General features: G+C 42.3%; 22 protein-coding genes, 1 tRNA gene and 1 riboswitch. Of the genes, 13 read left to right on the forward strand and 10 right to left on the reverse strand.

What is annotated here, in order from left to right; genetic code table 11:
* Positions 1-61 precede the first annotated feature (61 nt).
* Complete coding sequence (locus ACQFX9_RS15640; RefSeq protein ID WP_427156842.1) at positions 62-1,408, reverse strand: ATP-binding protein; 1,347 nt, start codon at positions 1,406-1,408, stop codon at positions 62-64.
* Between the two features lie 147 nt (positions 1,409-1,555).
* On the reverse strand, positions 1,556-2,158 hold the full coding sequence (locus ACQFX9_RS15645; RefSeq protein ID WP_427156843.1) for an rRNA large subunit pseudouridine synthase E: 603 nt from the start codon (positions 2,156-2,158) through the stop codon (positions 1,556-1,558).
* A 308-nt stretch (positions 2,159-2,466) separates the two neighbouring features.
* A riboswitch (TPP riboswitch) is annotated at positions 2,467-2,563 on the forward strand.
* 7 nt (positions 2,564-2,570) lie between these two features.
* Between ACQFX9_RS15645 and thiC the strand changes: the two genes are divergently transcribed.
* The gene (thiC, locus tag ACQFX9_RS15650) at positions 2,571-3,944 is read left to right on the forward strand and encodes a phosphomethylpyrimidine synthase (protein ID WP_427156845.1); all 1,374 of its coding nucleotides are present in this window, start codon (positions 2,571-2,573) and stop codon (positions 3,942-3,944) included.
* Positions 3,945-4,031: 87 nt separating this feature from the next.
* Here thiC and ACQFX9_RS15655 read toward each other — a convergent pair whose 3' ends face one another.
* Positions 4,032-4,346, reverse strand: coding sequence for a type II toxin-antitoxin system Phd/YefM family antitoxin (locus ACQFX9_RS15655; RefSeq protein ID WP_427156846.1), 315 nt, complete (start codon positions 4,344-4,346; stop codon positions 4,032-4,034).
* 111 nt (positions 4,347-4,457) lie between these two features.
* Positions 4,458-5,078: an orotate phosphoribosyltransferase gene (pyrE, locus tag ACQFX9_RS15660; protein WP_427156847.1), complete on the reverse strand. Its 621-nt coding sequence runs from the start codon at positions 5,076-5,078 to the stop codon at positions 4,458-4,460.
* 101 nt (positions 5,079-5,179) lie between these two features.
* On the opposite strand from pyrE, the gene ACQFX9_RS15665 reads away from it, so the two are divergent.
* Positions 5,180-5,611, forward strand: coding sequence for a hypothetical protein (locus ACQFX9_RS15665; RefSeq protein ID WP_427156848.1), 432 nt, complete (start codon positions 5,180-5,182; stop codon positions 5,609-5,611).
* Between the two features lie 123 nt (positions 5,612-5,734).
* On the opposite strand, the gene ACQFX9_RS15670 is transcribed toward ACQFX9_RS15665, so the two are convergent.
* Positions 5,735-5,807: transfer RNA gene (locus ACQFX9_RS15670), tRNA-Ile, on the reverse strand.
* 203 nt (positions 5,808-6,010) lie between these two features.
* On the opposite strand from ACQFX9_RS15670, the gene ACQFX9_RS15675 reads away from it, so the two are divergent.
* Positions 6,011-6,718, forward strand: coding sequence for a hypothetical protein (locus ACQFX9_RS15675; RefSeq protein ID WP_427156849.1), 708 nt, complete (start codon positions 6,011-6,013; stop codon positions 6,716-6,718).
* Positions 6,719-6,851: 133 nt separating this feature from the next.
* Complete coding sequence (locus tag ACQFX9_RS15680) at positions 6,852-8,198, forward strand: hemolysin family protein (RefSeq protein WP_427156850.1); 1,347 nt, start codon at positions 6,852-6,854, stop codon at positions 8,196-8,198.
* A 4-nt stretch (positions 8,199-8,202) separates the two neighbouring features.
* Here ACQFX9_RS15680 and queC read toward each other — a convergent pair whose 3' ends face one another.
* Positions 8,203-8,877 carry a 7-cyano-7-deazaguanine synthase QueC gene (gene queC, locus ACQFX9_RS15685; RefSeq protein WP_427156851.1) on the reverse strand — a complete coding sequence of 225 codons (675 nt, stop codon included), beginning with the start codon at positions 8,875-8,877 and terminating at the stop codon, positions 8,203-8,205.
* Positions 8,878-9,526: 649 nt separating this feature from the next.
* On the opposite strand from queC, the gene ACQFX9_RS15690 reads away from it, so the two are divergent.
* The 7 genes from ACQFX9_RS15690 (at position 9,527) to ACQFX9_RS15720 (ending at position 17,398) form a co-directional block, all read left to right on the forward strand.
* Entirely contained in the window at positions 9,527-10,609 is a 1,083-nt protein-coding gene (locus ACQFX9_RS15690; protein WP_427156852.1) for a Gfo/Idh/MocA family oxidoreductase, read from the forward strand.
* Between the two features lie 281 nt (positions 10,610-10,890).
* Positions 10,891-11,508: a DedA family protein gene (locus ACQFX9_RS15695; RefSeq protein ID WP_427156853.1), complete on the forward strand. Its 618-nt coding sequence runs from the start codon at positions 10,891-10,893 to the stop codon at positions 11,506-11,508.
* Positions 11,509-11,730: 222 nt separating this feature from the next.
* A complete protein-coding gene (locus tag ACQFX9_RS15700) occupies positions 11,731-12,879 on the forward strand; it encodes a ParM/StbA family protein (RefSeq protein WP_427156854.1) in 1,149 nt (382 codons plus the stop codon).
* 5 nt (positions 12,880-12,884) lie between these two features.
* Positions 12,885-13,397, forward strand: a complete 513-nt coding sequence (locus tag ACQFX9_RS15705) for a plasmid segregation centromere-binding protein ParR (protein ID WP_427156855.1) — start codon at positions 12,885-12,887, stop codon at positions 13,395-13,397.
* Between the two features lie 307 nt (positions 13,398-13,704).
* Complete coding sequence (locus ACQFX9_RS15710) at positions 13,705-15,141, forward strand: phosphoglucomutase/phosphomannomutase family protein (protein ID WP_427156856.1); 1,437 nt, start codon at positions 13,705-13,707, stop codon at positions 15,139-15,141.
* A gap of 103 nt (positions 15,142-15,244) precedes the next feature.
* The gene (gene rdgB / locus ACQFX9_RS15715) at positions 15,245-15,829 is read left to right on the forward strand and encodes an RdgB/HAM1 family non-canonical purine NTP pyrophosphatase (protein ID WP_427156857.1); all 585 of its coding nucleotides are present in this window, start codon (positions 15,245-15,247) and stop codon (positions 15,827-15,829) included.
* 264 nt (positions 15,830-16,093) lie between these two features.
* The gene (locus ACQFX9_RS15720) at positions 16,094-17,398 is read left to right on the forward strand and encodes an RNA-guided endonuclease InsQ/TnpB family protein (RefSeq protein ID WP_427156858.1); all 1,305 of its coding nucleotides are present in this window, start codon (positions 16,094-16,096) and stop codon (positions 17,396-17,398) included.
* Between the two features lie 103 nt (positions 17,399-17,501).
* Here ACQFX9_RS15720 and ACQFX9_RS15725 read toward each other — a convergent pair whose 3' ends face one another.
* From ACQFX9_RS15725 to thiD, 3 genes are all read right to left on the reverse strand, one after another.
* A complete protein-coding gene (locus tag ACQFX9_RS15725; protein ID WP_017749852.1) occupies positions 17,502-17,840 on the reverse strand; it encodes a P-II family nitrogen regulator in 339 nt (112 codons plus the stop codon).
* 363 nt (positions 17,841-18,203) lie between these two features.
* Entirely contained in the window at positions 18,204-18,815 is a 612-nt protein-coding gene (locus ACQFX9_RS15730) for a hypothetical protein (RefSeq protein ID WP_427156859.1), read from the reverse strand.
* Between the two features lie 174 nt (positions 18,816-18,989).
* Positions 18,990-19,811 (reverse strand): bifunctional hydroxymethylpyrimidine kinase/phosphomethylpyrimidine kinase, encoded by an 822-nt coding sequence (gene thiD, locus ACQFX9_RS15735; protein ID WP_427156860.1) that lies wholly within the window; start codon positions 19,809-19,811, stop codon positions 18,990-18,992.
* 33 nt (positions 19,812-19,844) lie between these two features.
* Between thiD and ACQFX9_RS15740 the strand changes: the two genes are divergently transcribed.
* Complete coding sequence (locus tag ACQFX9_RS15740) at positions 19,845-20,615, forward strand: N-formylglutamate amidohydrolase (RefSeq protein ID WP_427156861.1); 771 nt, start codon at positions 19,845-19,847, stop codon at positions 20,613-20,615.
* A gap of 56 nt (positions 20,616-20,671) precedes the next feature.
* On the opposite strand, the gene ACQFX9_RS15745 is transcribed toward ACQFX9_RS15740, so the two are convergent.
* A complete protein-coding gene (locus ACQFX9_RS15745; protein WP_427156862.1) occupies positions 20,672-21,094 on the reverse strand; it encodes a hypothetical protein in 423 nt (140 codons plus the stop codon).
* A gap of 126 nt (positions 21,095-21,220) precedes the next feature.
* Between ACQFX9_RS15745 and ACQFX9_RS15750 the strand changes: the two genes are divergently transcribed.
* Positions 21,221-23,071, forward strand: coding sequence for a S8 family peptidase (locus ACQFX9_RS15750; protein WP_427156863.1), 1,851 nt, complete (start codon positions 21,221-21,223; stop codon positions 23,069-23,071).
* Positions 23,072-23,147 lie beyond the last annotated feature (76 nt).

Consider the following 23,147-nt stretch of genomic DNA (forward strand, 5'->3'; position numbering starts at 1 on the left):
ATGCTCTGTTCCCTGTTCCCTGTTCCCTGTTCCCTGTTCCCTGTTTCCTAATGACTATTGACTATTGACTATTGACCACTAAAGTAAAACAAGTACGGTTTGACTGACTCTCAACAGTGATTGTTCCGCCTAATTGCTGGGTTAATTTCTGCACTAATGTCAATCCTAAGCCTACGCCGCCTTGCTTGGTAGGATCATTGCTGGGGATGCGATAAAATTTGTCAAAAATGTGCGTTAATTCGCTGCTTGGAATCTCTACACCGAAATTAATTACCTGGAGAAAAATTCTATTCCCTTTGAGTCCAACAGCAATAGTAATGGCTGCATCTGGAGGACTAAATTTACAAGCATTCGTGAGTAATTCTATCACTATGCGTTCTAAACTCAAGGAATTGCATCTAAGCGGTGGCAGAGGGGACGCAATTGTCAGACTGAGATTTTGCTGACAAAGACGAAAATGCTGCTGTTTAAATTTCTCTACTACTTGCCATAACCACTTATCAATGTGAATTGTTTCCAATAACCAAGGTTGGGAGTTGGTTTCTAGACGTTTTAAATCAAGAAAATTATTAATAAGATTTATTTCGCGATCGCACTCATTATTTAAAATTTCAAAATAGCAAGCCACTTTAGATTTTTCTGTATTCCCTAAAAGTTGATTTTCCTTACGCAGTGCGGTTCCCAACATCTGAATCGCCATTTTCATATTAGTTAAAGGTGTGCGTAATTCATGAGAAACCGCACTAATAAATTCTTCCTGTATATCTCGTTGCTCTGTTATTAATACTTCCTCTCCTAACCTCTGTTGCTTGTCACCCACTAAATTGGGTATAGGACTTGATAACTCTTCCCAATTGCCAATTCCCAATTCCCCATGCCCAATATAATTAGTCACATCTTCACACACCATCAAAATCACTGGGTCTTGGTAATCATCCGATATCAGTCTCCAGAGGATTTTGACCCATTTTATTGAACTATGAGGACAATTTAAGCGCACATCTGCACACTCTAATACATCCTTGCTTTTATTTGTCAATAAGTTTTTCAACTCATTAATCAATCTTGGTTGTTCCGACTGAGCAAATAATTGCAAAAATGGCTGTTTTACCAATTGTTCTGCTGTGTAACCCAGACTGCTAGCACCAAATTGGTTAATAGATAAAATTAATCCTGTGACATCTAAACTCAAACACACAGACGGAATATGTTCATACAGCATCCCATGCTGTGATAGTTTTGCTTTGTTATGAACTAACTGCTCATCCGTTTTCGTTTCTGAATCTAAGACTCCTTCAGACACACATTCCCAACAGGGAAGTTTTTTAGACAAAATGTTGAGTTTGTGGTTTGGGGGAAGTGATGTCTGACGACAATCCACTTCCCGTCTACGTTGATTCAGACTCATAGGTTTTAAACTGGTACTCCCAGGTTGATTTGGACTAATTGCTCAGAAAAAACGAAACGATACTGTTTTTAACTGCTTTTAGGAAAAAATCAGTAAATCAAAAATTTTTCTGTTTTTTCACCCTGGGAAACTTTTAGCTTGGTGTGGCTATGCTTTTTTGGATTTGACGGGTAGGTGATTGAGAAGTTTCACTTCTGATGGAGTGAGATCCCGCCATTCACCCAAAGCTAAACCATCCAAACGTAGATTAGCGATACTCACCCTAATTAAACGCAAAGTCGGAAACCCCACCGCCGCAGTCATGCGCCGCACTTGTCGGTTCTTACCTTCTGTTAAAGTCATTTCTAACCAAGCAGTAGGAACGTTTTTGCGAAATCTAATTGGCGGATGGCGATCGCCCACAGGTGGATCTTCTGGTAGTAAACTAACTTTGGCTGGTCTGGTGCGGTAATCTTGAATTTCTATCCCTGTTTGTAATCTGGTTATAGCATCTACATCTGGAATTCGCTCTACTTGCACCCAATAAGTTCTTTCATGGCCAAAACGCGGATGCGATAAACGATGCTGTAACCTCCCGTCATTGGTTAACAGCAATAATCCCTCACTATCCCAATCTAACCGCCCCACTGGATACACATCCGGCACATTAATATAATCCTTGAGCGTCTGGTGTTTGGGGCTTTCCTGAGTAAACTGACTCAAGACACCATAGGGTTTGTGAAAAATAATGTATTTGTAGTCATTAGTCATTAGTCATTAGTCATTAGTCAACAGTCATTAGTTATTCTCTCCTGTGACTCTGCTAACTTGTCTTAGTGATGACTCGATTTTCTGCTTTTGTGATCTTACACTTCCCGAAATTAAATTTCGTGGATTCTCAACACCCTTCGGAAAAGTTACGTAGTATCAGTTGAGTTGGGGTTTAAATCCCCGACTGCAACTGTGTCGAATTTTGAATTTTGTAGCTTTAGCTTTCTCAGGGTATTTTGAATTTTGAATTTTGAATTTTGAATTGTTAACCCCCTTGTTCCCAACCCCAAGCAAAATGGTAGAATCAACATTCATGCTAGGGGTGCTTGCACTAACAGGCTGAGATTACACCCTTAACACCTGAGTCTGGATAATACCAGCGAAGGGAAGCTGTTTATTGAGGAAATTTCATATGCGGAAAGAATGGGTTGCTAAACGGCGTGGGCAAAGTAATGTAACTCAAATGCACTATGCACGCCAGGGTGTCATCACCGAAGAAATGCACTATGTCGCCCAAAGAGAAAATCTCCCTGCTGACTTAATTCGTGAGGAAGTAGCACGGGGACGGATGATTATCCCGGCTAATATTAATCACACTAATTTAGAGCCAATGTGTATTGGCATCGCCTCCAAGTGCAAGGTAAATGCTAATATCGGTGCTTCACCCAACTCTTCTAATCTGCAAGAAGAAGTTGATAAGCTCAATTTGGCGGTGAAATACGGTGCTGATACCGTCATGGATTTATCCACAGGCGGCGGTAACTTAGATGAAATTCGTACCGCTATTATTAACGCCTCACCCGTTCCCATTGGTACAGTCCCTGTCTACCAAGCCTTAGAAAGTGTCCACGGTAAAATTGAGAATCTCACACCAGAAGATTTTCTCCACATTATCGAGAAACACGCCCAACAAGGAGTAGACTATCAAACCATCCACGCCGGAATTTTGATTGAACATTTACCCTTGGTGAGAAGCCGCATTACTGGAATTGTTTCCCGTGGTGGCGGTATCTTGGCACGGTGGATGTTACATCACCACAAGCAAAACCCCCTCTACACCCATTTCCGCGACATTATTGAAATTTTCAAAAAATACGATGTCTCCTTCAGTTTAGGAGATTCTCTGCGCCCCGGCTGTACCCATGACGCATCTGACGCAGCCCAGTTAGCAGAACTCAAAACCCTTGGACAACTCACACGCAAAGCCTGGGAACATGATGTACAAGTCATGGTAGAAGGGCCAGGACACGTCCCAATGGATCAAATTGAGTTCAACGTCAAAAAGCAGATGGAAGAGTGTTCTGAAGCTCCTTTCTATGTGCTGGGGCCATTGGTGACAGACATTGCGCCTGGTTATGACCATATCACTTCCGCGATCGGTGCAGCAATGGCTGGCTGGTATGGTACAGCTATGTTGTGCTATGTGACACCCAAGGAACACTTAGGATTACCCAATGCAGAAGATGTCCGCAATGGTTTAATTGCTTACAAAATAGCAGCCCACGCCGCCGACATCGCCAGACACCGTCCAGGTGCAAGGGATAGAGACGATGAACTCTCTAAAGCCCGTTATAATTTCGACTGGAATCGTCAGTTTGAATTAGCACTCGACCCTGAAAGAGCTAAAGAATATCATGATGAAACTTTACCGGCGGATATTTATAAAACTGCTGAGTTTTGTTCCATGTGCGGGCCAAAATTCTGTCCTATGCAAACCAAAGTCGATGCTGATGCGTTAACTGAACTAGAGAAATTCTTGGCGAAAGAGACTGTAACATCAGCCTAATTCACCAGATTGTGATATCTAAAAAAAAGCCTGCGATCGCAGGCTTTTTTATGAAGAATATTTTAATATTGCATCGAAAAATAAAATCTAACTAGCTATGTCAATATTGCTACTGTCTTCATCTTCATTCAGATCCAATTTTTCGTACAATTCACTAACAGATTGAGGCATGACAGTTTTTGACTTTGCTCGTTGTAAAGCTGTGAATAGACGGGCAGAATTAGCAGGAAAGCGCAGTAAATAAAGTGTTTCCAGTAAGCTTTGTAATTCAGTTTCAGCAATTAGAACAACATTATTACCATCCGGTCTGCTAATTTTTACTACTTCACTGTTTTCAATAACATTACTACAAATATTTTCCAGATTTTTAGCGACTTCTGCCATAGAAATATCAATTGACATAATAGTTGCGAACTCATAGCTAATTTTTCAATTTTAAAAACATTCCTCAATCTGCAACTGTATTCGCCGCTTTATCTTGGGAGAGTCGCTAGGCGACCCTACATTTCCCAATTAATTAGCTAATTCCCGATACCGTTCTTGAATGTCCTGAATGGTATAAACCGCCTCAAACCGTAAACCCACGGACTGGTAAAATTCTGCGCCTCCTTGTTGTCTGTCCACTAGAGAAATTACCTCATTCACTACATAGCCAGCCGCCCTCAGTCGGTCAACAGCTTTCATTGCTGATTGTCCAGTGGTGACTACATCTTCTAACACCACCACTTTTGCACCTTCAGCTAAATTCGGCCCTTCTATATATGCTTTGGTTCCGTGACCTTTAGCTTCTTTACGAATAATCAAAGCGGGAATCGGTTGATTTTCATAGGCGGAAACTACACTCACAGCTGTCACAATTGGATCTGCTCCCAGTGTTAAACCTGCTACAGCTTGAGTATCTGAAGGTAGCAAAGATAAGAGAATGCGCCCAATAGCTAAAGCACCTTGGGGATGGAGTGTTACCTGTTTACCATTAATGTAGTAAGAACTGGGTTGTCCTGAAGAGAGTACGAAATCACCCTCTTGATAGGCAAGTTGGCAAAATAAATCCAGTAGATTTTGACGTAGAGTGGCAATATCAGCACTAGCCGCCCACATATCCGATTCAGTAAGGGTTTCAGTAGAATACGTCATTACAAAACAGTGAAAGTTATGCTACACCAAAGGGTGAACTCATGAGAGTTCTGAACTTAAGCATAAGTTAAGTTTTGCCCAAAAATTGAGGAGCAAGCAAGATGGGTATCAAATTTAAGTCCATCAGTGGATTATTGGTGATTTTAGCTACTGGTATGGTGATGCCGGCGATCGCTCATGCTGAAGAAGTACCCAATTATGAAAGCACGAGTGATACGTTTGAGCGTGCTTATTTCCGACATGATCGCAACTTCTATCAAAATAACACTCCCAAGCGTCAGTTAGACTCATTATTAGGTATTGGTTCTAGTCCTCGTGACTCCTTTGCAGATAATGAAATCACTAGTGATGCAGAGTTGGTCAACACCCTTTATCGCGATGTCCTCACACAACAAGCTATGAATGACCCTTATCTGCGGACACCTGATTTACCAAATCCTTACAATACATCAATACTGATGTCCCCACGCTTGAATGCCAACAAGTTCAGAACCGGAACAGAATTCCGTTTCGATACTTCCCTATCTCGATAAGATTCACGAATATTTAAAGTTACCCAATAGTTAAGAGTCTCTGGACTTTTGACTATTGAACGCCAGTTGCTTTAAGTCGGCAGAGCCGCCCAACGCACTGGCTCCTGTTGACTATTACATAAATCCAGGGTGCAGGAGTTGAACCTGCCTTGGGCGAATTATGAGTTCGCTGCCTCAACCGCTCGGCCAACCCTGGTTAGAATTAGATTGTATCCTATGTTTGGGTGATCTGTACAATCCTCAACATACTTGTTGACTTTTATATTACACAATTTATTTATGCCACAGGGCAAACTATGATTATTTAAGTTATCTTAAAGTTTTCGGCATATAGGTTTAACACTCTTAATATACTCCAGCTAATATAGACCAGCATGATTTGATAGTAGCTGATTAGCAATGAAAATAAATTCTACTGTAATTCTTACTCTAATTTTGTTAATCCTGATGTTGGGGTCGGGTTCCGTCAGTGCCTTTTTAGGATTTAACTTAGGCAGTTCGGCTCTCAAAGGTGTCACCACGCCAGATGGTCGTCCCACTAGTAAATTTGCCAGTGCTAAGTCCAATAGCTCCCAATCAGGAGAAGTGACCCTTTTAAAAGAGGAAGACATTCTCAAAACCGTCAAAGCACGAATTGAGGGTAAAGCTAAGGCTGCTCAATCGGACAAGTTAGCAGAAGACGACGAAGACATTGACGAAAATAAGCAGCAACAAAAGGAAAAAACCCAGACAGTAGTCGAAGAAAAACCACAACCAGGCTTTCCCAAAACATCTGAAAGTGAAGGTGTAACCTTTGCGGTGCAATCTGCACGCTATTCCGGCGGTGATTTACTCCTGAAAGTGAAAATGCAAAATCAAGGTGCAGATTCTGTGCGCTTTTTGTATAGTTTTCTAGATGTCACTGACGATAAAGGCAGAACCCTCAGTGCTAGTACAGAGGGATTACCCCCAGAATTACCCGCTAATGGCTCATCATTTTCGGGGACTATCAGTATCCCAACAGCTTTACTGGATGATGTGAAGAAAGTATCTCTATCCCTCACAGACTATCCCGATCAGAAATTAAAGTTAGAAGTAGCAAATATTCCAGTCGATAAAAAGGACTAGATGAAGAAGCAGAGGGGCAAGAGGCAGGGGGCAGGGAGCAGGGGGGCAGGGGGGGCACGGGGAGAAAATTCTATGCCCAATGGCCAATGCCCCATTTCCTATTCCCTATTTAGTAAGCGTATGAGCTGTGACGGTGAATGAATTTCCTAATTTGAGCTTGACTGATGTGGGATTGCGGTTATTGTCAGTGTTAGTGCTGATAGTAATTAACGCCTTTTTTGTTACGGCAGAATTTTCTATGGTGACTGTGCGTCGATCGCGAATTCATCAGTTAGTAGAGTCTGGTGATATTCCGGCGATCGCAGTCGAAGCACTACAGCGTAATATTAACCGACTCCTATCAACAACTCAGTTGGGAATTACCCTTTCTAGCCTGGCTTTGGGGTGGATTGGAGAAAGTTCAATTGTGGTGGTGATTGGTTCATGGCTGCAAAATTTGCCCTTAACAAGCAAAATAAGTCATGCGATCGCCCATTCCCTAGCAATTCCTATTGCTTTTTTCTTAATTGCCTATCTGCAAATTGTCTTAGGAGAATTGTGTCCTAAATCAGTAGCAATGCTGCACTCTGAGCAGTTAGCGCGATTTTTGGGGCCTTTAGTCAAAGCGATCATTCGTTTTTTCAGTCCCTTTCTTTGGATTCTCAACCAATCTACTAGTTATCTGTTACGGCTATTTGGCATCAACTATACAGGTCAAGGTTGGCGACCCCCCGTCACACCTGAAGAATTACAGTTAATTATCTCCACAGAACGAGAATCTACTGGCTTAGAAACCACTGAAAGAGAACTACTTAATAATGTGTTTGAATTTGGTGATGTCACAGCCCAAGATGTTATGACTCCCCGTACTAGCATCGTCGCCTTATCTAAAGATGCTACTTTTGAGAACCTGCTGCAAGAGATGATTTCTACCGGACATTCCCGCTATCCCATTCTTGGGGAATCCCTAGATGATATGCGAGGAATTGTTTACTTTCGAGATTTAGCGAAACCCCTAGCCACCGGACAACTCACTTTAGACAGCCATATTCAAGCCTGGATGCGTCCAATTCGGTTTGTACCAGAAATTACACCCCTTAGTGAACTCCTGCCCATGATGCAGGCAGAAAAGCCAGCTATGGTCATAGTTGTAGATGAGTTTGGCGGAACAGTCGGACTTTTGACTATTCAAGATGTAATCGCGGAAATTATTGGTGATGTGGGTGCATCTCCTAGTAGTGACGACTTACTGTTTGAGATGATTGACCCCCAAACATTTTTAGTTCAAGCCCAGGTGAACTTAGAAGACCTCAACGAAGTCTTACAGCTCAACTTACCTCTCGCCAAAGAATATCAGACCCTAGCTGGATTTTTACTTTACCAATTGCAGAAAATGCCCAGCATAGGTGAAACTTGCCGCTATGAAAATCTAGAATTCACAATTGTCTCCGTAGAAGGGCCACGCCTGCATCAGATTCAACTGCGACGTTTGGGGGAGTAGGAAGTTAAGCATAAGGTAATGGGTCTTCTAACCCCAATTCAGCGAAAGCAGCTAATCTCAAACGACAAGAATCACAAACACCACAGGCCACATCACCACCTGCGTAACAAGACCAAGTTAATTCCCAGGGTACTCCTAATTTGTTCCCAAGTAGGATGATTTCGTTTTTTTTCAGTTCTAGTAGAGGAGCAATAATTTTAATCGGTTCTCCTTCCCGCCCTTGTTTAGTTCCCAGTCGAAAAACTTCTTGCATCGCTTGGATATAATCAGGGCGACAGTCAGGATATCCTGAGTAATCTAAGGCATTGACTCCGATATAAACTCGCTGGGCTGCGATGGCCTCTGCATAGGCTAGGGCAAAACTTAAAAAAATCGTATTCCGTGCAGGTACGTAGGTGACAGGAATATTTTCTGACATCTCACTCAAAGAACGGGCTTGAGGTAGAGCGATCGCATCATCAGTTAAGGCTGAACCACCCCACTGTCTTAAATCAAAGTTCACTACCTGATGTTGCACAACTCCGGCATTTTGCGCCACACGTAACGCTGAATTTAATTCACGCCGATGTCGCTGTTGATAATCAAAGGACATCGAGTAACACTCACAGCCATCAGCCTTTGCTTGGTAAAGAATCGTAGAAGAATCTAAGCCCCCAGACAACAAAATTACAGCTTTCATTTTCGTCGTGAATTTTCCTTGTAAATCACCAAATCCTGACCACTCTTAGCAAGTAGATGTACCACTGACCAACTAACCACTCAGATTCAAAGAAACACTTTTTCTTCCCCTATTCCCTGACACCCCTGCACTCCTATATACCGATGTTTCTTTAAAGTATCGTATTTTGAATGAGCATCCGTAAAAATCATTGGTCAAATCTATTTAAGGATGCCAATAATTATGCAAGAGTAATCTGGGTATAAGCGTAGTAGCAATCTTAGAAAAATCTTTTTTTATGTAAGCGTTCCAGTATGATATTGTTATCAATCAATCTGTAATTTTCCTCACAATGGGATCGCTAATCTTTAACTCAGATAATTTATTGTCATATTATCTTTTAAACATTTCCACATAAAACCACCAGATTTTTCTAGGTCATAGAAAGGCTAATTTTAGTTTGTGTAGAGCAGAAACAACCGAACAGTTAAGTAACGTCTATACAAAAGACAGCCAAATTACGGGAACTGATCGTAAACTTTGGAATTCTTCATAAACAAGGCCTCTATGTTACCATCTGGATGGTTTTAGACGGAGCATAATTGGCTGTCAAGTATAAACGCCAACGGCCATAGCGTCTCTAAATTTGGTGGTTGAGGAGAGAACAATAGTGCAAAATAGCATGTCAGTGGCAGAAGCAAATTCATACACACAGCGCAACCAGCCACGACCGATTCGTATAGGTGTAATCGGCGTAGGCAACATGGGACAACATCACGCCCGCACACTCAGTTCCATGAAAGATGTTGAACTAGTAGGCGTGGCAGATATTAATGTCGAACGAGGCTTAGAAACCGCCAGTAAATACAAGGTGCGTTTTTTTGAAGATTACTGTGACCTGCTCCCCCATGTAGAAGCGGTGTGCATAGCTGTTCCCACTCGCTTGCATTATGCTGTGGGCATTAACTGTCTTTTGGCAGGAATTCACGTTTTAATCGAAAAGCCCATTGCTGCTAGTATTTCTGAGGCGGAATCCTTAGTAAATGCGGCGGCTGAGTCTCAATGTATCCTGCAAGTCGGTCATATTGAGCGATTTAATCCGGCTTTCCGTGAACTGCACAAGGTACTGCAAACAGAAGAAGTTCTAGCATTAGAAGCTCACCGCATGAGTCCCTACTCTGACAGAGCTAACGATGTTTCGGTGGTGCTGGATTTGATGATTCACGACATCGATTTATTGTTAGAACTAGCAGGTTCACCAGTGACCAAATTAACTGCTAGCGGTACTCGTGCTTTAGACTCTGGTTATTTAGACTATGTAACTGCTACCTTGGGATTTGCTAACGGTATTGTGGCAACTCTGACAGCCAGTAAGGTCACACACCGCAAAATCCGTCGCATCGTCGCCCACTGTAAAAACTCATTTACTGAAGCAGATTTTCTCAAAAATGAAATTTTAATCCATCGTCAAACACCTGTTAATCCTCACAATGAGCATAAGCAAGTGTTATATAGACAAGATGGTGTAATTGAAAAAGTTTATACAACTAATATTCAGCCTTTGAACGCAGAATTAGAGCATTTTGTCAACTGTGTCCACGGTGGCAATCAGCCTTCTGTGGGTGGAGAACAAGCACTGAAAGCTTTGAGATTAGCTAGTTTAATTGAGCAGATGGCTTTAGAAGACCGAGTGTGGAATCCATTAGATTGGCAATCTGAACCCAGAGTACAATCATTGACTCCCACAGTGTAAAAAGGTAAAAGGCAAAAGATGAGTCAGCGCGGTCTTGGGGGTTTCCCCCATGAGCGACTGACGATCTTCGCAGCGTTAGCGACGCAGGAGCGTCACCCGTTCGCGATAGCGTTGCGTAGCAAAGGGTAAAAGGTAAAAGGTAACAGTCAAAAGCTGACTTTTACCTTTTTTCCATTTTGGAACCCCTACACCCATAAAATGAAATTTAAAATTGGGAAGGCGGACAACATGAAGTTAAACTGGGTAACGAAAACTGTCCAAAGTCATAATCACTAAATTTCATGTCATCGGATTGGATCAAAAATATTATTGAATCCTTGGGCTATTGGGGAATAGGACTGTTGATGTTTGTGGAAAACTTATTTCCGCCTATTCCTTCAGAGTTAATCATGCCGTTGGCAGGATATACCGCCAATTTACCGGGATCGAAGCTGAATATTGCAGGTGTTTTTGTCGCTGGGCTTTTAGGTTCTGTGGTCGGTGCGCTGATCTGGTACTATCCAGGGAAGCTTTTAAGTGAGAAGCGTTTAAGAGATTTAGCCGATAAATACGGTAAGTGGATTACTGTATCTGGCAAAGATATTACTAAAGCTAAACAGTGGTTTGATACTCAGGGAAATAAAGCAGTTTTGATTGGTCGCCTAGTTCCAGGTGTTCGCACATTAATCTCCGTACCTGCTGGTATGAGCAATATGCGGTTGCTACCTTTCCTATTTTATACAACTATAGGTAGTGCGGCTTGGGTAGGTTTGCTAACATACTCAGGATACGCCTTGGGTAGTCAGTATGAGCTGGTGGATAAATATTTAGCCCCTGTATCCAAAATTGTACTTGGAGGTTTGGTTTTAGGATTTGTCTTTTGGGTACTCAAACGTAGACGCAGAAACACCAGAATTTGAAAAACAGTTACCTTTAGTTGGCACTTGGGGGTTACATTTGGTAAAAATTCGCCTACACTATGCCAAATAATGCTGAATAAGCGATCGCCTAAAATTTACTAAAATTTTAAAACTGGGCGTATTTGTAGTTACACTTGACGAAGCCCATAATTTCTGGTATCCCGCATATTTGTACAACAGGCATGGTAACTTTTTACAGTTAAGTAAGGACTAGGAGCTTGTATGACCGACCAACCTTCCGCCGCTACCCCCATGAATGCTGCTGCCATACCTCTAAACAGGGTGTCAGCATCTACCCCCATCAATAGCACTACCCCCCCTAAACCGACTAACGGTGCAGGGAAAGCAATTCTGAGCGTGGATTTGGGCAGAACTTCCACAAAAACTTGTGTGAGTCGTGAACCCAACAGCGTGATGTTCATACCTGCCAACGTTAAAAGAATGTCCATAGAACAAGTACGTGGCGGCGTATTTGAAGCCCGCGCCACTGACCCACTGATGGACTTATGGCTGGAATATCAAGGCAGTGGCTACGCCGTAGGTCAACTAGCAGCAGACTTTGGGGCTAACCTGGGAGTTGGCCAGTCCAAAGTGGAAGATGCACTGATTAAAGTTTTGGCTTGTGCTGGCTACTTTAAACTCAGAGACGAAATTTCCGTAGTTTTAGGCTTACCTTTCCTCTCCTTAGAGCAATTTGAAAAGGAAAAAGCCCAATTAACTAGCCAAGTCACCGGGCCTCATGTCCTCAACTTCCGAGGCGAGGCTGTGTCCTTGAATATCTCCAAAGTTTGGGTAATGCCAGAAGGCTACGGCAGTTTGTTATGGTCAGAAGCACAACCCAAAAAGAGTGGTAGCACCCCAGATTTCACAAAAATCTCTGTGGCGATTGTTGATATCGGACACCAAACTATTGACTTTTTGATGGTAGATAACTTCCGGTTTGCCCGTGGTGCTTCCAAGAGTGAAGATTTCGGGATGAACAAGTTTTATGAATTGGTAGCAGCTGGAATTGAAGGCGCAGATAGTCAATCTCTGGCTTTAATTTCGGCTGTCAATAAACCAAAAGGCGATCGCTTCTACCGTCCTAAAGGTGCTAGCAAACCTACCAACTTAGACGACTTTCTCCCCAACCTCATCGAGCAATTTTCCCGCGAAATTTGCAGCCGCGTTTTAGCCTGGTTGCCAGAACGTGTCACAGACGTAATTCTCACTGGTGGTGGTGGAGAATTCTTCTGGGAAGACGTACAACGTTTACTCAAGGACGCTCAAATTAACGCTCACCTATCAGCTCCTTCTCGACAAGCGAACGCTTTGGGGCAGTATATTTATGGAGAGGCGCAATTATCCGCCAGTCGCTCTTCTAGGGCTTAAAAAGAATGTTCCAATGGTCAAAAAAAGTAGTTAAATCGGTTACGTTCAACCCAGAGGTCGCTGATGAAAGTTTGTTAGCGGTTGTAGAAAACTATCTAGAAAAACAACCGGACAAAACTTTCAGTGACCTCTGCAAAGAAGCCTTGTGGCAAACTTTATGCGTGCCGGAATCTGTAAAACCTGGTCTCAAAACAGCAGCGACAGGCGCGGTTGAACAAAAAATCGATGACCTGCAATGTCAAGTAGCTGACCTTGAGGAACGTTTTTTTGCCAAAGAATCGAACCGCCTGGAGGGACTAGAACGCCAGGTATTGCAATTAACGCAGCAGTTGGCGCATCTGGCAATCATGGTGACAGAAAGACCCGTAGTGTATTCTTCACCTCCACCCGTACCAGCAGTAGAAGCAGTCAATCCCACTGCTACTACTCCTCCTCCCCCTCCCAGCTATCCTGTGAATCCTCCAGAAGAGGCTGACCCTTTAATTAGTCGTTTGAGCCAGTATCTTGATGATTTTTAACAAAAAATCATAAATATTGAGCATGAAATGCTCCTATGAAAGTTCCTTAATAGTTTCGGCTATTAAGGAATATTAGTATTTGGTCAATAGTCAATAGTCAATAGTCAATAGTCATTAGAGAACAGGGAACAGGGAACAGTTGTTCTCATCTCCTACCTTGTCTCCCTTGTCTCCCTTGTCCCCAATCCCCAATCCCCAGTCCCCAATCCCCAATCCCCAGTCCCCAATCCTCAATCCCCAGTCCCTTTTATTACCTGCCCAACTGTGCAAATGCTAGAATCCTCAAGTGTACTCTGAGGATACCTGAATGCCAGTTATAGCTAGTCCAATCAAGTTCGGCACAGATGGCTGGAGAGGCGTAATTGGTGATGAATTCACCTTTGAACGTCTAGCTTTGGTTGCTCCAGTTGCAGCAAAAGTATTATATGATACTTATTTTTCAACGGTGGGTAGCCGCACAATTATTGTGGGTTACGATCGCCGATTTATGGCAGAAGATTTTGCTCGTGTTGTGGCTAATGCTGTCACTGCCGTTGGTTTTGATGTGCTGCTGAGTGATAGCTATGCGCCGACTCCGGCTTTTAGCTGGGCGGCAAAACAACTCAATGCTTTGGGCGCGTTAGTCATTACAGCTAGTCATAATCCAGGGGCTTATTTAGGATTAAAAGTTAAAGGTTATTTTGGTGGTTCAGTATCGCCAGAAGTCACAAAAGATATAGAAGCACTATTACCAGTAGGCGTACCAGCAGCAGCAACTCCAGGTAAATTAGAGAATTTTGACCCTTGGCCAAGTTATATCCAAGGCTTAGAAGCAAAAGTCAATATCACCAAACTCAGAGAAGCGATCGCCTCTGGTAAACTCAGCGTATTCGTTGATGTGATGCACGGTGCAGCCGCTAGCGGTTTGGGCAGATTATTGGGAGAAAAAGTCCAAGAAATCAATAGCAACCGTGATCCTTTATTTGGTGGTGGTGCGCCAGAACCTTTGCCGAAATATCTAAATGAACTATTTGATTTAATTAAAGCTCATCGCGATCGCCATCCATCAGATTTAACTGTGGGTTTGGTGTTTGATGGAGATTGCGATCGCATCGCCGCCGTTGATGGTGGTGCTAATTTCCTCAGTTCCCAAGTCTTAATCCCCATATTAATCGACCACCTCACCCTCAGACGCAACTTCACAGGCGAAATCGTCAAAACTGTCAGTGGTTCAGATTTAATTCCCAAGGTAGCAGAACTACACAACCTCTCAGTATTTGAGACACCTGTAGGATATAAATATATTGCTGATAGGATGTTAGCTGCACCAGTCTTGTTAGGCGGTGAGGAATCAGGCGGTATTGGTTATGGTAGCCATATTCCCGAACGTGATGCCCTCTTATCAGCATTGTATGTTTTAGAGGCGATCGTGGAATCTGGGCAAGATTTAGCAGACTATTATCGCCATCTCCAACAACAAACAGGCTTTAATTCTGCATATGATCGCATCGACTTACCCCTAGCCAGTATGGAAGTCCGGGCGCGGTTACTGCAACAACTAGAAACTCAACCCTTAACAGAAATTGCAGGTAAAGCCGTAATTGATTGTAAAGCGATTGATGGTTACAAATTCCGCCTCGCTGACAATAGCTGGCTCATGATTAGATTCAGTGGTACAGAACCAGTGTTGCGTCTCTACTGCGAAGCCGCCACCATTGAGGAAGTGCATAAAACCTTGGCGTGGGCGAAAGATTGGGCGGAGTGAAATTTAGTCAATAGTCAATAGTCCATAGTCCATAGTTGTATTGACTGTTGACTATTGACTATTGACTGTTGACTAATGACTAATGACTAATGACTAATAACCAATGACAATACTAGTAGTAGCGACGAGTAACCCTGGTAAATTGCGGGAAATGCAAGCTTACCTTAAAGATACTGATTGGGAATTACAACTCAAGCCTGAAGAATTAGAAATAGACGAAACGGGAGAAACCTTTGCAGAGAATGCCTGCTTGAAAGCTTCTGAAGTAGCTAAAGCTACAGGACAATGGGCGATCGCAGATGATTCTGGTTTACAGGTCGATGCCCTTAATGGTTCGCCTGGTGTATATTCTGCTCGTTACGGCAATAGCGACGCTGATAGAATTGCGAGATTATTAAAGGAGTTAGGTAGCGAAGTTAACCGCAAAGCTCAGTTTGTGTGTGTAGTGGCGATCGCTTCTCCCGATGGTAATATTGCTATGCAAGTCGAAGGTCTTTGTCCTGGCGAAATTCTTGATGCACCCCGTGGTGATGGTGGTTTCGGCTATGATCCCATTTTTTACGTTCCAGAGAAGCAATTAACCTTTGCTCAAATGACACCAGAAATCAAAAAATCAGTTAGCCACCGAGGTAAAGCCTTTGCTGTTTTACTTCCTCAACTCAAAACATTGCTGAGTCCTGAGTCCTAAGTGTGGAATTGGAAGAGACGCTTTGAGTAATCATAGTGAAGAAATATCACATTAACATTTCTTCACACCTTCCTTCAGAGCAACTCAAAATTTCACCGGATAACTTTATGAGTCGTGATGCGTAAAACCCCCGTCATTCATGCGGGGGATATAAGTTTCTACTAAGCTCAACTGCCGCGAATGCGCGGGTTTTAACCCGCAGTATCCACACAATTTTAACACTATAAAACCGTAAATAATGAGATAATTAATAATATTAAGGATGTGATTTATTTGTACGGTTGTCAACAAGTTTTGATTGACGTATCTCCAGAGTTGAAAGCAATTTTAGAGTTTATTTGTTCAGAGGCGAATAAACTTTCTAACTGCGCCGTTTACTATGCTCGTCAAATCTGGTTTAAAGCTAAACGCTATATTACTAAATTTGAACTAAATAACGAGTTAAAATCAAATCGTCATTTTCAAGTATTGTACTCTCAAGCAGCACAACAAGTATGCGGTTCTGTCTATGAGTCTTTTGCATCATTTAAACAGCTTAATACTTTGTACAAACGTGGTGAACTAACGGATAAACCTAGACCACCAAAGTACAGAAAGAATGGGTTCAACTTAATTACTTACCCAAAACAAGCGTTAAAACTGAAAGATGGGCAAATCAGGATACCCCTTGGCTCTTTGGTAAAGACATGGTTCAATTTGGATTCATTTACTCTACCGATGCCATCAAATCTGAGATTTGAGGATATTAAAGAGTTAAGGATTCTACCTAGAAACCGTTGCTTTTACGCGGAGTTTGTCTACAAAGTCACTGCCATAAAACCAGACGTGGATAAAAGCAATGTGCTAGGTATTGACCACGGACTAAACAACTGGCTAACCTGTGTTTCTAATGTGGGTACAAGTTTCATTGTTGATGGCAAACACATCAAAAGCTTAAATCGTTGGTACAACAAACAAGTAGCGACAAGTAAAGAGAATAAACCTCAAGGGTTTTGGTCTCACAAGCTTGCTACTATCACCGAGAAACGCAACCGACAAATGAGAGATGCTATCAATAAAGTGGCGCGAATTGTTATTAACCACTGTCTAGATCATCGCATTGGTAGAGTTGTATTTGGTTGGGGGCAAGGCATCAAAAAAGAGATTAATTTGGGCAACAAGCGCAATCAACAATTTGTCCAAATCCCCACCACTAGACTCAAAACTCGAATTGGGCAACTATGCCAACAGTACGGCATTGAGTTTGTAGAAACAGAAGAAGCTAACACCTCAGCAGCATCGTTTGTTGATAGTGACACCCTCCCGAAACACGGTGAAAAACCCGATAGTTGGAAATCTTCTGGACGCAGAGTAAAACGCGGACTGTTTAGAACGGCAATGAATTGGTACATCAATGCGGATTGCAATGGTGCAGCCAATATCATCCGTAAAGTAAGCACAACACTTGGACTTGATTTAAGTGGAGTGTCTAGGGGTGCTTTGACTCACCCCACCCGGATCTATATCTGGGTGACAGCTAAAAAGAAGCGGAGCGATGTGGTTTCAACCCTTCGCGTAGCATCCTTTTAGAATCCCCCGAATTAAATTCGGGGGAGTAGTCAATTCTCTCTCAACTACTTCCACCCAGCACTCAAAACTCAGCACTCAGCACTCAGCACTCACAACTCACAACTCAAACGGCTTCTGTATTCTTTTCGCCAGTCCGAATCCGAACTACTTGCTCTACAGGGGAGATAAAAATCTTACCATCACCGATTTCGCCAGTACGGGCAGCAGCGATGATCTTATCAACCACCATATCAACTTGGTTGTCCTCAACTACGATTTCCACCTTGAGTTTTTGCAAAAACTCAACAGTGTACTCAGAACCGCGATAGCGTTCTGTTTGTCCTTTTTGTCGTCCAAAGCCTCGGACTTCAGAAACTGTCATCCCCACAATTCCCGCATTGACTAAAGCAATTTTCACTTCGTCTAGCTTAAATGGACGGATAATTGCTTCTACCTTTTTCATGTCATCGACTCCTAATTTTTAGTAAGCGCGTTTATATATCTAACCAGATCAAATGTCTCATGTTTTCACAATTCATCTTAGTTTTAAGATGGATGTGAGAATTTGATGTTTTATAACTGCATCTGACCCAGATAAGCATTTATCAGATTAGCAGTAGACACTATAAATTAATTGCTTAGTTCTTAAAATTTTGATATTAAGCTACTGTAGTGAAACACGCTGCAAAATTATGGTTTTAAACCATTAAAACCACATAAATGTCTAATTTGATTAAATATGCTCAAAAATTTCCTAAGTGAGTGGTGAGTCATTAGTTTTTCTTCTTTGCTTCCCCTGCCTCCCCTGCTTCCCCTAGCATCTCCTCTAACGGCTTTGATGTTGAAACAGGGGACGCACAACTAAGTACCCAGCCCCGAAAGCTGTCAACATAATCAGCAGGATGCTGATTGCTAACCACCAACCATTCATTTCTTTAGGCTCTGGCTTGGAGTTAGGATAATAACTTACCTCTTGTTCTTCAATCAAAACTGTTTCTGGTGTGGGAGAGGTGATTTCTACTATAGGTACAGAGAAATCAGTGTGACTGACTTTGCTGGTTGGAGGTTCAGGTATGATGGGTTGGCGTGAACGAGTAGCTTGTGGGCGTGGTTGTTCTTTAGCAGGTGCATCGGTGCTAGGAATATTACTGACTTCAGGGTGAGAAGTGGGGGTATGAGTAAAGTTTGGTGTAGAAGGATAATCTACTAATTTTTGTAGGTGTATAAAAGATTTAACTACTTGAGTAATTTCATAACGCAGACGTTGGTTTTCCTGTGCTAACTGTTGGTTTTTAGTAGTCAGCACATCTAACTTTGCCTGTGTTGCTTTTAATTCCGCAGATAATTCCCGATATACGTATAATGGCACGGAAGTCGGATGATTTTGGGATGTTGCTTTTGGTGGATTGCCTGGAACAGAACCAGTGGTTGTTCGCATTGGTGGTTTGGTATAAAAATGAGTTGAATTTAGAGTATGAGCAATGTTATCAAAAGATAGTTGGCTTGGAAACAGGCAATAGATGATTGGGCATTGGGAATAGGGAATTGGGCATGGGATATTAAATTCGCCAAAGCTGAGTTTGGATTGGGGGTTATCTTGCCTGTATAAATGTCAGTTTGGTAACAAAGGGTAAAAGTGTCCTACCGGGCCTTGACCTCTGCCTATATCTAAGGCGTAAGTGAGTGCATTAGTAACATATTTTTTAGCTTGTTGTACAGATTGCCATAAATCTTCACCTTTGGCTAAATTGGCAGCGATCGCAGCTGATAAAGTACAACCAGTACCATGAGTATTGTGAGTATCTACTTGCTGTGTGGTTAAAGTTTCTAACTTCTGCCCGTCAAACCAAATATCAACACCACGGGCGTTACCTGATATTCCGCCACCTTTCACTAACACGACTTTCGCCTTTAAATGACGATGAATTACTTGTGCTGCTGCCCTCATATCATCTAATGTATTTACCGTTAAACCGCTTAAAATCTGAGCCTCGTAGCGATTGGGTGTAATAATAGCAGCTTGGGGTATGAGTTGTTCTCGGAGCGTTTTCACCGCGTCATCATCAATTAACTGCGCCCCTGTACGTGATACCATCACAGGGTCAACAACTAAATTAGGAATTCCTAAAGCCTCAACTTGTTTAGCCACAGCAGCGATAATTTCTTGATTGAGTAACATTCCCGTTTTCGCCGCTTGTACCCCAATGTCCTCAAATACGGCTTGAATTTGGGCTACAACTGCCTCTGGTGGCATGGCATCAACTCGCGCTACTCCCAACGTATTTTGAGCCGTCACGCAGGTTACAGCACTAGTTCCGTGGACACAATGAAAAGCAAAGGTGCGTAAGTCGGCTTGAATTCCTGCACCACCACCGCTATCTGAACCAGCAATAGTTAATGCAACTGGTATTTTGGATTTTATCTCAGCATTCATAAGCAAAATTTAATTGAAATTACAGCTAATGCAATGGATTTATTTACTGTTAACACACCAATATCACCAGCAGTACCAATAGTTGCTAATATTCCCCATAGTGGGTTAAAAATTCCGGCAAATATAGCTCAACATCTTTCTCAAGCATATCTCCCTAACCAAGATTGGCATTTAGATAAACTGTATGATTTTCTCCCTCAATTGGGAGTAACAGTCATGCAAGCTAATTACAGTCGATATGTGGTTGATTTAAACCGAGAATTAAAAGAACCAATAGCAGGAAACTTTTGGTCATCTGTTGTACCGCTACAAACAGCATTTGGTCAGGCAATTTATCAAGATCATCCTAGTCTAGAAGACATACAAAATCGTATACATAAATATTATCTTCCCTATCATCAAAAATTAGAAAACTTACTGAAAGAAAAAGTGCAGGAGTTCGGAAAAGTCTATTTGCTAGATTTACACAGTTTTGGTGGATTAATTGATGATCAAATATGTTTGGGAAATTCTAACGGAAAAAGCTGTAAGGAATTTTTGATGTTAACAGTCGAATCGAGTTTTACAGCTAGTAGTTACCAAGTGGTAAAAAATAAAGTCTTTACAGGTGGTTATATTACTCGATTTTATAGTCAAATATCAGGAGTTGAAGCAATACAGGTTGAGGTGAAATATCCAGTTTATTTAGATACAAACCAACTAGAAAAACCACAATTACCTGATTGGGATGTACCCCATTTACATCAAGCCAAGGATAAATTTAGAGAGGTCTTTGCTAAAATAACCAGTTCATTAAGATGCTAAATATTATTAATTGAAACAGCATTGAGATTTAAATATTATCTCTTTCCTTTTCCCTATTACTTCGTAATATTTTGCAACGCACCTTGTAAAAACTTACCCCATTCCGCCGCTAAAGAAATTTCTGTGAACGGAACTTTTACTGATTGATTAGCTTCATTAAAGATAAATTCTAGCTCAATTGTCCGACCCTTCTGGGGAAGCGCATTTATATCTGTAACTTTTCCATCTATCAGCAGGTGAATATTTTGAACATCTAACAGTGAGAAAGTTTGCAGTTGGATTAGTCCCTTGGCTGTGGGCTTGCCCCAGGTGATGCTGTTATCCTTTTGACCCAAGACAGCGTAAATATCGTATTTAGCGCGATCAAATTGCTCTGCCCAAGTACGATAAGCTTCGACCTTTTGATACTCCTTTGAGCCTTGCCAAGCCAGCCAGAAAAATATGATTAATAGGGGCAACCAGAAAAGACCACGTTCCATTGTTTAAATGTTCCTCAGTCAAAGATTTAACTAAAAAAGGTGTAACTTAATTGCAAACTCAACCAACTAGGGGTGTAGATAAGTTATCGTAGTGAGCAAACTGGCAAAAAGCGGTGATGAGTTGGTATGAAAAAACTGATAATACTTTGCTTGTTTGTCGTCGGGTTGATATCTGCTGTGTGGGGGTTTCTGAGTTTTCAGGGACTAGCAGCAAAAGGTGAATTCGAGACAATTTTAGTGGATTTTCGGGAAGATATTCCCGCAGATGTGATTCAGAAAGATTTACAAGCGATCGCCCAAAAATACAACGTTACTCCTCAATTAGATAATAAATTCTCAGCGCAAGATAATGTTTATATTATCAAGGGCGATCGCGATCGGCTCAAAGAACTGCGGAAATCTCCCTTTGCTAAAGCTACAGAAATTATTGAACCGAATTACGTCTACAAGCTAATTGAGCCGGCATCTCAAGCAACTTGGTTAGGCGAAATTCTACGACCCCAAGAAGGTGAAGATTTTCAACCTTCATTAACTGCACCCAATGACGAATATTACAGCAAACAGTGGAATCTCCACAAAATCGGCGTGGAAGGTGCATGGAAAGAAACCAAAGGTAGCGGTGTCACCGTCGCAGTCATTGACACAGGCGTTACCAAAGTCCGCGACTTATACGAAACCAAATTTGTTAAAGGTTACGATTTCGTCAACGACAAAGAAGATGCTAGCGATGATAACGGACATGGTACTCACGTTGCTGGTACTGTTGCCCAAGCTACCAATAATAAATATGGTGTAGCGGGAATTGCTTACGAAGCCAAACTCATGCCCCTAAAAGTGCTGAGTGCTTACGGTGGTGGGACTGTAGCTGATATTGCCGAAGCCATTAAATTTGCAGCCGACAAAGGCGCAGATGTCATTAATATGAGCTTGGGGGGTGGTGGAGAAAGTCAACTCCTCAAACAAGCCATTGAATATGCCCATAGAAAAGGTGTAGTCATCATCGCCGCCGCCGGTAACGAAAACGACAATTCCGCCTCATACCCTGCCCGTTATCCCCATGTCATCGGGGTGTCAGCATTCGGCCCTGATGGTGAAAAAGCCCCCTATTCTAACTTTGGTGCAGGTATTGATATTTCTGCCCCTGGTGGAACTGATGCTGGTGCAATTCTCCAAGAAACCATCAATGAACAAGGACAAGGCGTATTCTTGGGACTCCAAGGTACAAGTATGGCTTCTCCCCACGTTGCGGGTGTAGCAGCCTTAATTAAAGCCAAAGGTGTTCAAGATCCAGAGGAAATTTTAAAAGTCCTCCAACAGTCAGCACGGGTAATTAAAGAAGATAGTTTAAACTACTACGGTGCTGGACAACTCAACGCGGAAGCAGCAGTTAAACTCGCCACCCAAGGACAAATCAGCTTCCAAGATTTCTTCCGGTGGTTACGGGATAATGGCTATCTCAACCCTGGTTTTTGGATAGATGGCGGTGCAGTTGCCCTATTGCCAAAAGTCCTAATGGTACTAGGTTCCTATCTTTTAGCCTGGTTCTTGCGGGTTTACTTCCCCTTTGCTTGGAGTTGGTCATTATCTAGCGGTCTAATTTTTGGTAGTTCTGGGTTATTCTTCCTCAAAGGAATCTATATCTTCGACCTACCCCAGTGGCCTTTCCGCGTTTTGGGCAGTTCCATTCCCGAATTAGGCAACAGCATACAAGGTACTGACGCTCTCAATCCGATTTTTGCTAGCGTCTTAATTCCGGTAGTGCTAGTAGCATTATTACTAGGTCATCCTAGCTGGAAATGGTTTGCTATTGGTTCCACTCTAGGTGTAGCCGCTTGTTTAGCAGTCAGTGCAGTTTTAGACCCAGTAGTTTGGGGTTTTAGTAACGATAACTTAGCTAGAATCTTCCTCTTTACTAACGCCTTACTCTGTTATGGACTAGCTAGATTAGCATTGAAAAACGAAGGACAAACAGCGTAAATGGGAATGGGGCATTGGGCATTGGGCATTGGGCATGGGAGTAAAATTTATCTTGTCTCCCAGTCCCCAGTCCCCA

Source organism: Aliinostoc sp. HNIBRCY26 (assembly GCF_050235535.1).
GTDB lineage: Bacteria > Cyanobacteriota > Cyanobacteriia > Cyanobacteriales > Nostocaceae > Trichormus.

Coding starts and splice junctions, on each gene's coding strand:
- ACQFX9_RS15640 (WP_427156842.1), bottom strand. CDS start 1,408: ATGAGTCTGAATCAACGTAGACGGGAAGTGGATTGTCGTCAGACATCA.
- ACQFX9_RS15645 (WP_427156843.1), bottom strand. CDS start 2,158: ATGACTAATGACTACAAATACATTATTTTTCACAAACCCTATGGTGTC.
- thiC (WP_427156845.1), top strand. CDS start 2,571: ATGCGGAAAGAATGGGTTGCTAAACGGCGTGGGCAAAGTAATGTAACT.
- ACQFX9_RS15655 (WP_427156846.1), bottom strand. CDS start 4,346: ATGTCAATTGATATTTCTATGGCAGAAGTCGCTAAAAATCTGGAAAAT.
- pyrE (WP_427156847.1), bottom strand. CDS start 5,078: ATGACGTATTCTACTGAAACCCTTACTGAATCGGATATGTGGGCGGCT.
- ACQFX9_RS15665 (WP_427156848.1), top strand. CDS start 5,180: ATGGGTATCAAATTTAAGTCCATCAGTGGATTATTGGTGATTTTAGCT.
- ACQFX9_RS15675 (WP_427156849.1), top strand. CDS start 6,011: ATGAAAATAAATTCTACTGTAATTCTTACTCTAATTTTGTTAATCCTG.
- queC (WP_427156851.1), bottom strand. CDS start 8,877: ATGAAAGCTGTAATTTTGTTGTCTGGGGGCTTAGATTCTTCTACGATT.
- ACQFX9_RS15695 (WP_427156853.1), top strand. CDS start 10,891: ATGTCATCGGATTGGATCAAAAATATTATTGAATCCTTGGGCTATTGG.
- ACQFX9_RS15700 (WP_427156854.1), top strand. CDS start 11,731: ATGACCGACCAACCTTCCGCCGCTACCCCCATGAATGCTGCTGCCATA.
- ACQFX9_RS15705 (WP_427156855.1), top strand. CDS start 12,885: ATGTTCCAATGGTCAAAAAAAGTAGTTAAATCGGTTACGTTCAACCCA.
- ACQFX9_RS15710 (WP_427156856.1), top strand. CDS start 13,705: ATGCCAGTTATAGCTAGTCCAATCAAGTTCGGCACAGATGGCTGGAGA.
- rdgB (WP_427156857.1), top strand. CDS start 15,245: ATGACAATACTAGTAGTAGCGACGAGTAACCCTGGTAAATTGCGGGAA.
- ACQFX9_RS15725 (WP_017749852.1), bottom strand. CDS start 17,840: ATGAAAAAGGTAGAAGCAATTATCCGTCCATTTAAGCTAGACGAAGTG.
- ACQFX9_RS15730 (WP_427156859.1), bottom strand. CDS start 18,815: ATGCGAACAACCACTGGTTCTGTTCCAGGCAATCCACCAAAAGCAACA.
- thiD (WP_427156860.1), bottom strand. CDS start 19,811: ATGAATGCTGAGATAAAATCCAAAATACCAGTTGCATTAACTATTGCT.
- ACQFX9_RS15740 (WP_427156861.1), top strand. CDS start 19,845: ATGGATTTATTTACTGTTAACACACCAATATCACCAGCAGTACCAATA.
- ACQFX9_RS15745 (WP_427156862.1), bottom strand. CDS start 21,094: ATGGAACGTGGTCTTTTCTGGTTGCCCCTATTAATCATATTTTTCTGG.
- ACQFX9_RS15750 (WP_427156863.1), top strand. CDS start 21,221: ATGAAAAAACTGATAATACTTTGCTTGTTTGTCGTCGGGTTGATATCT.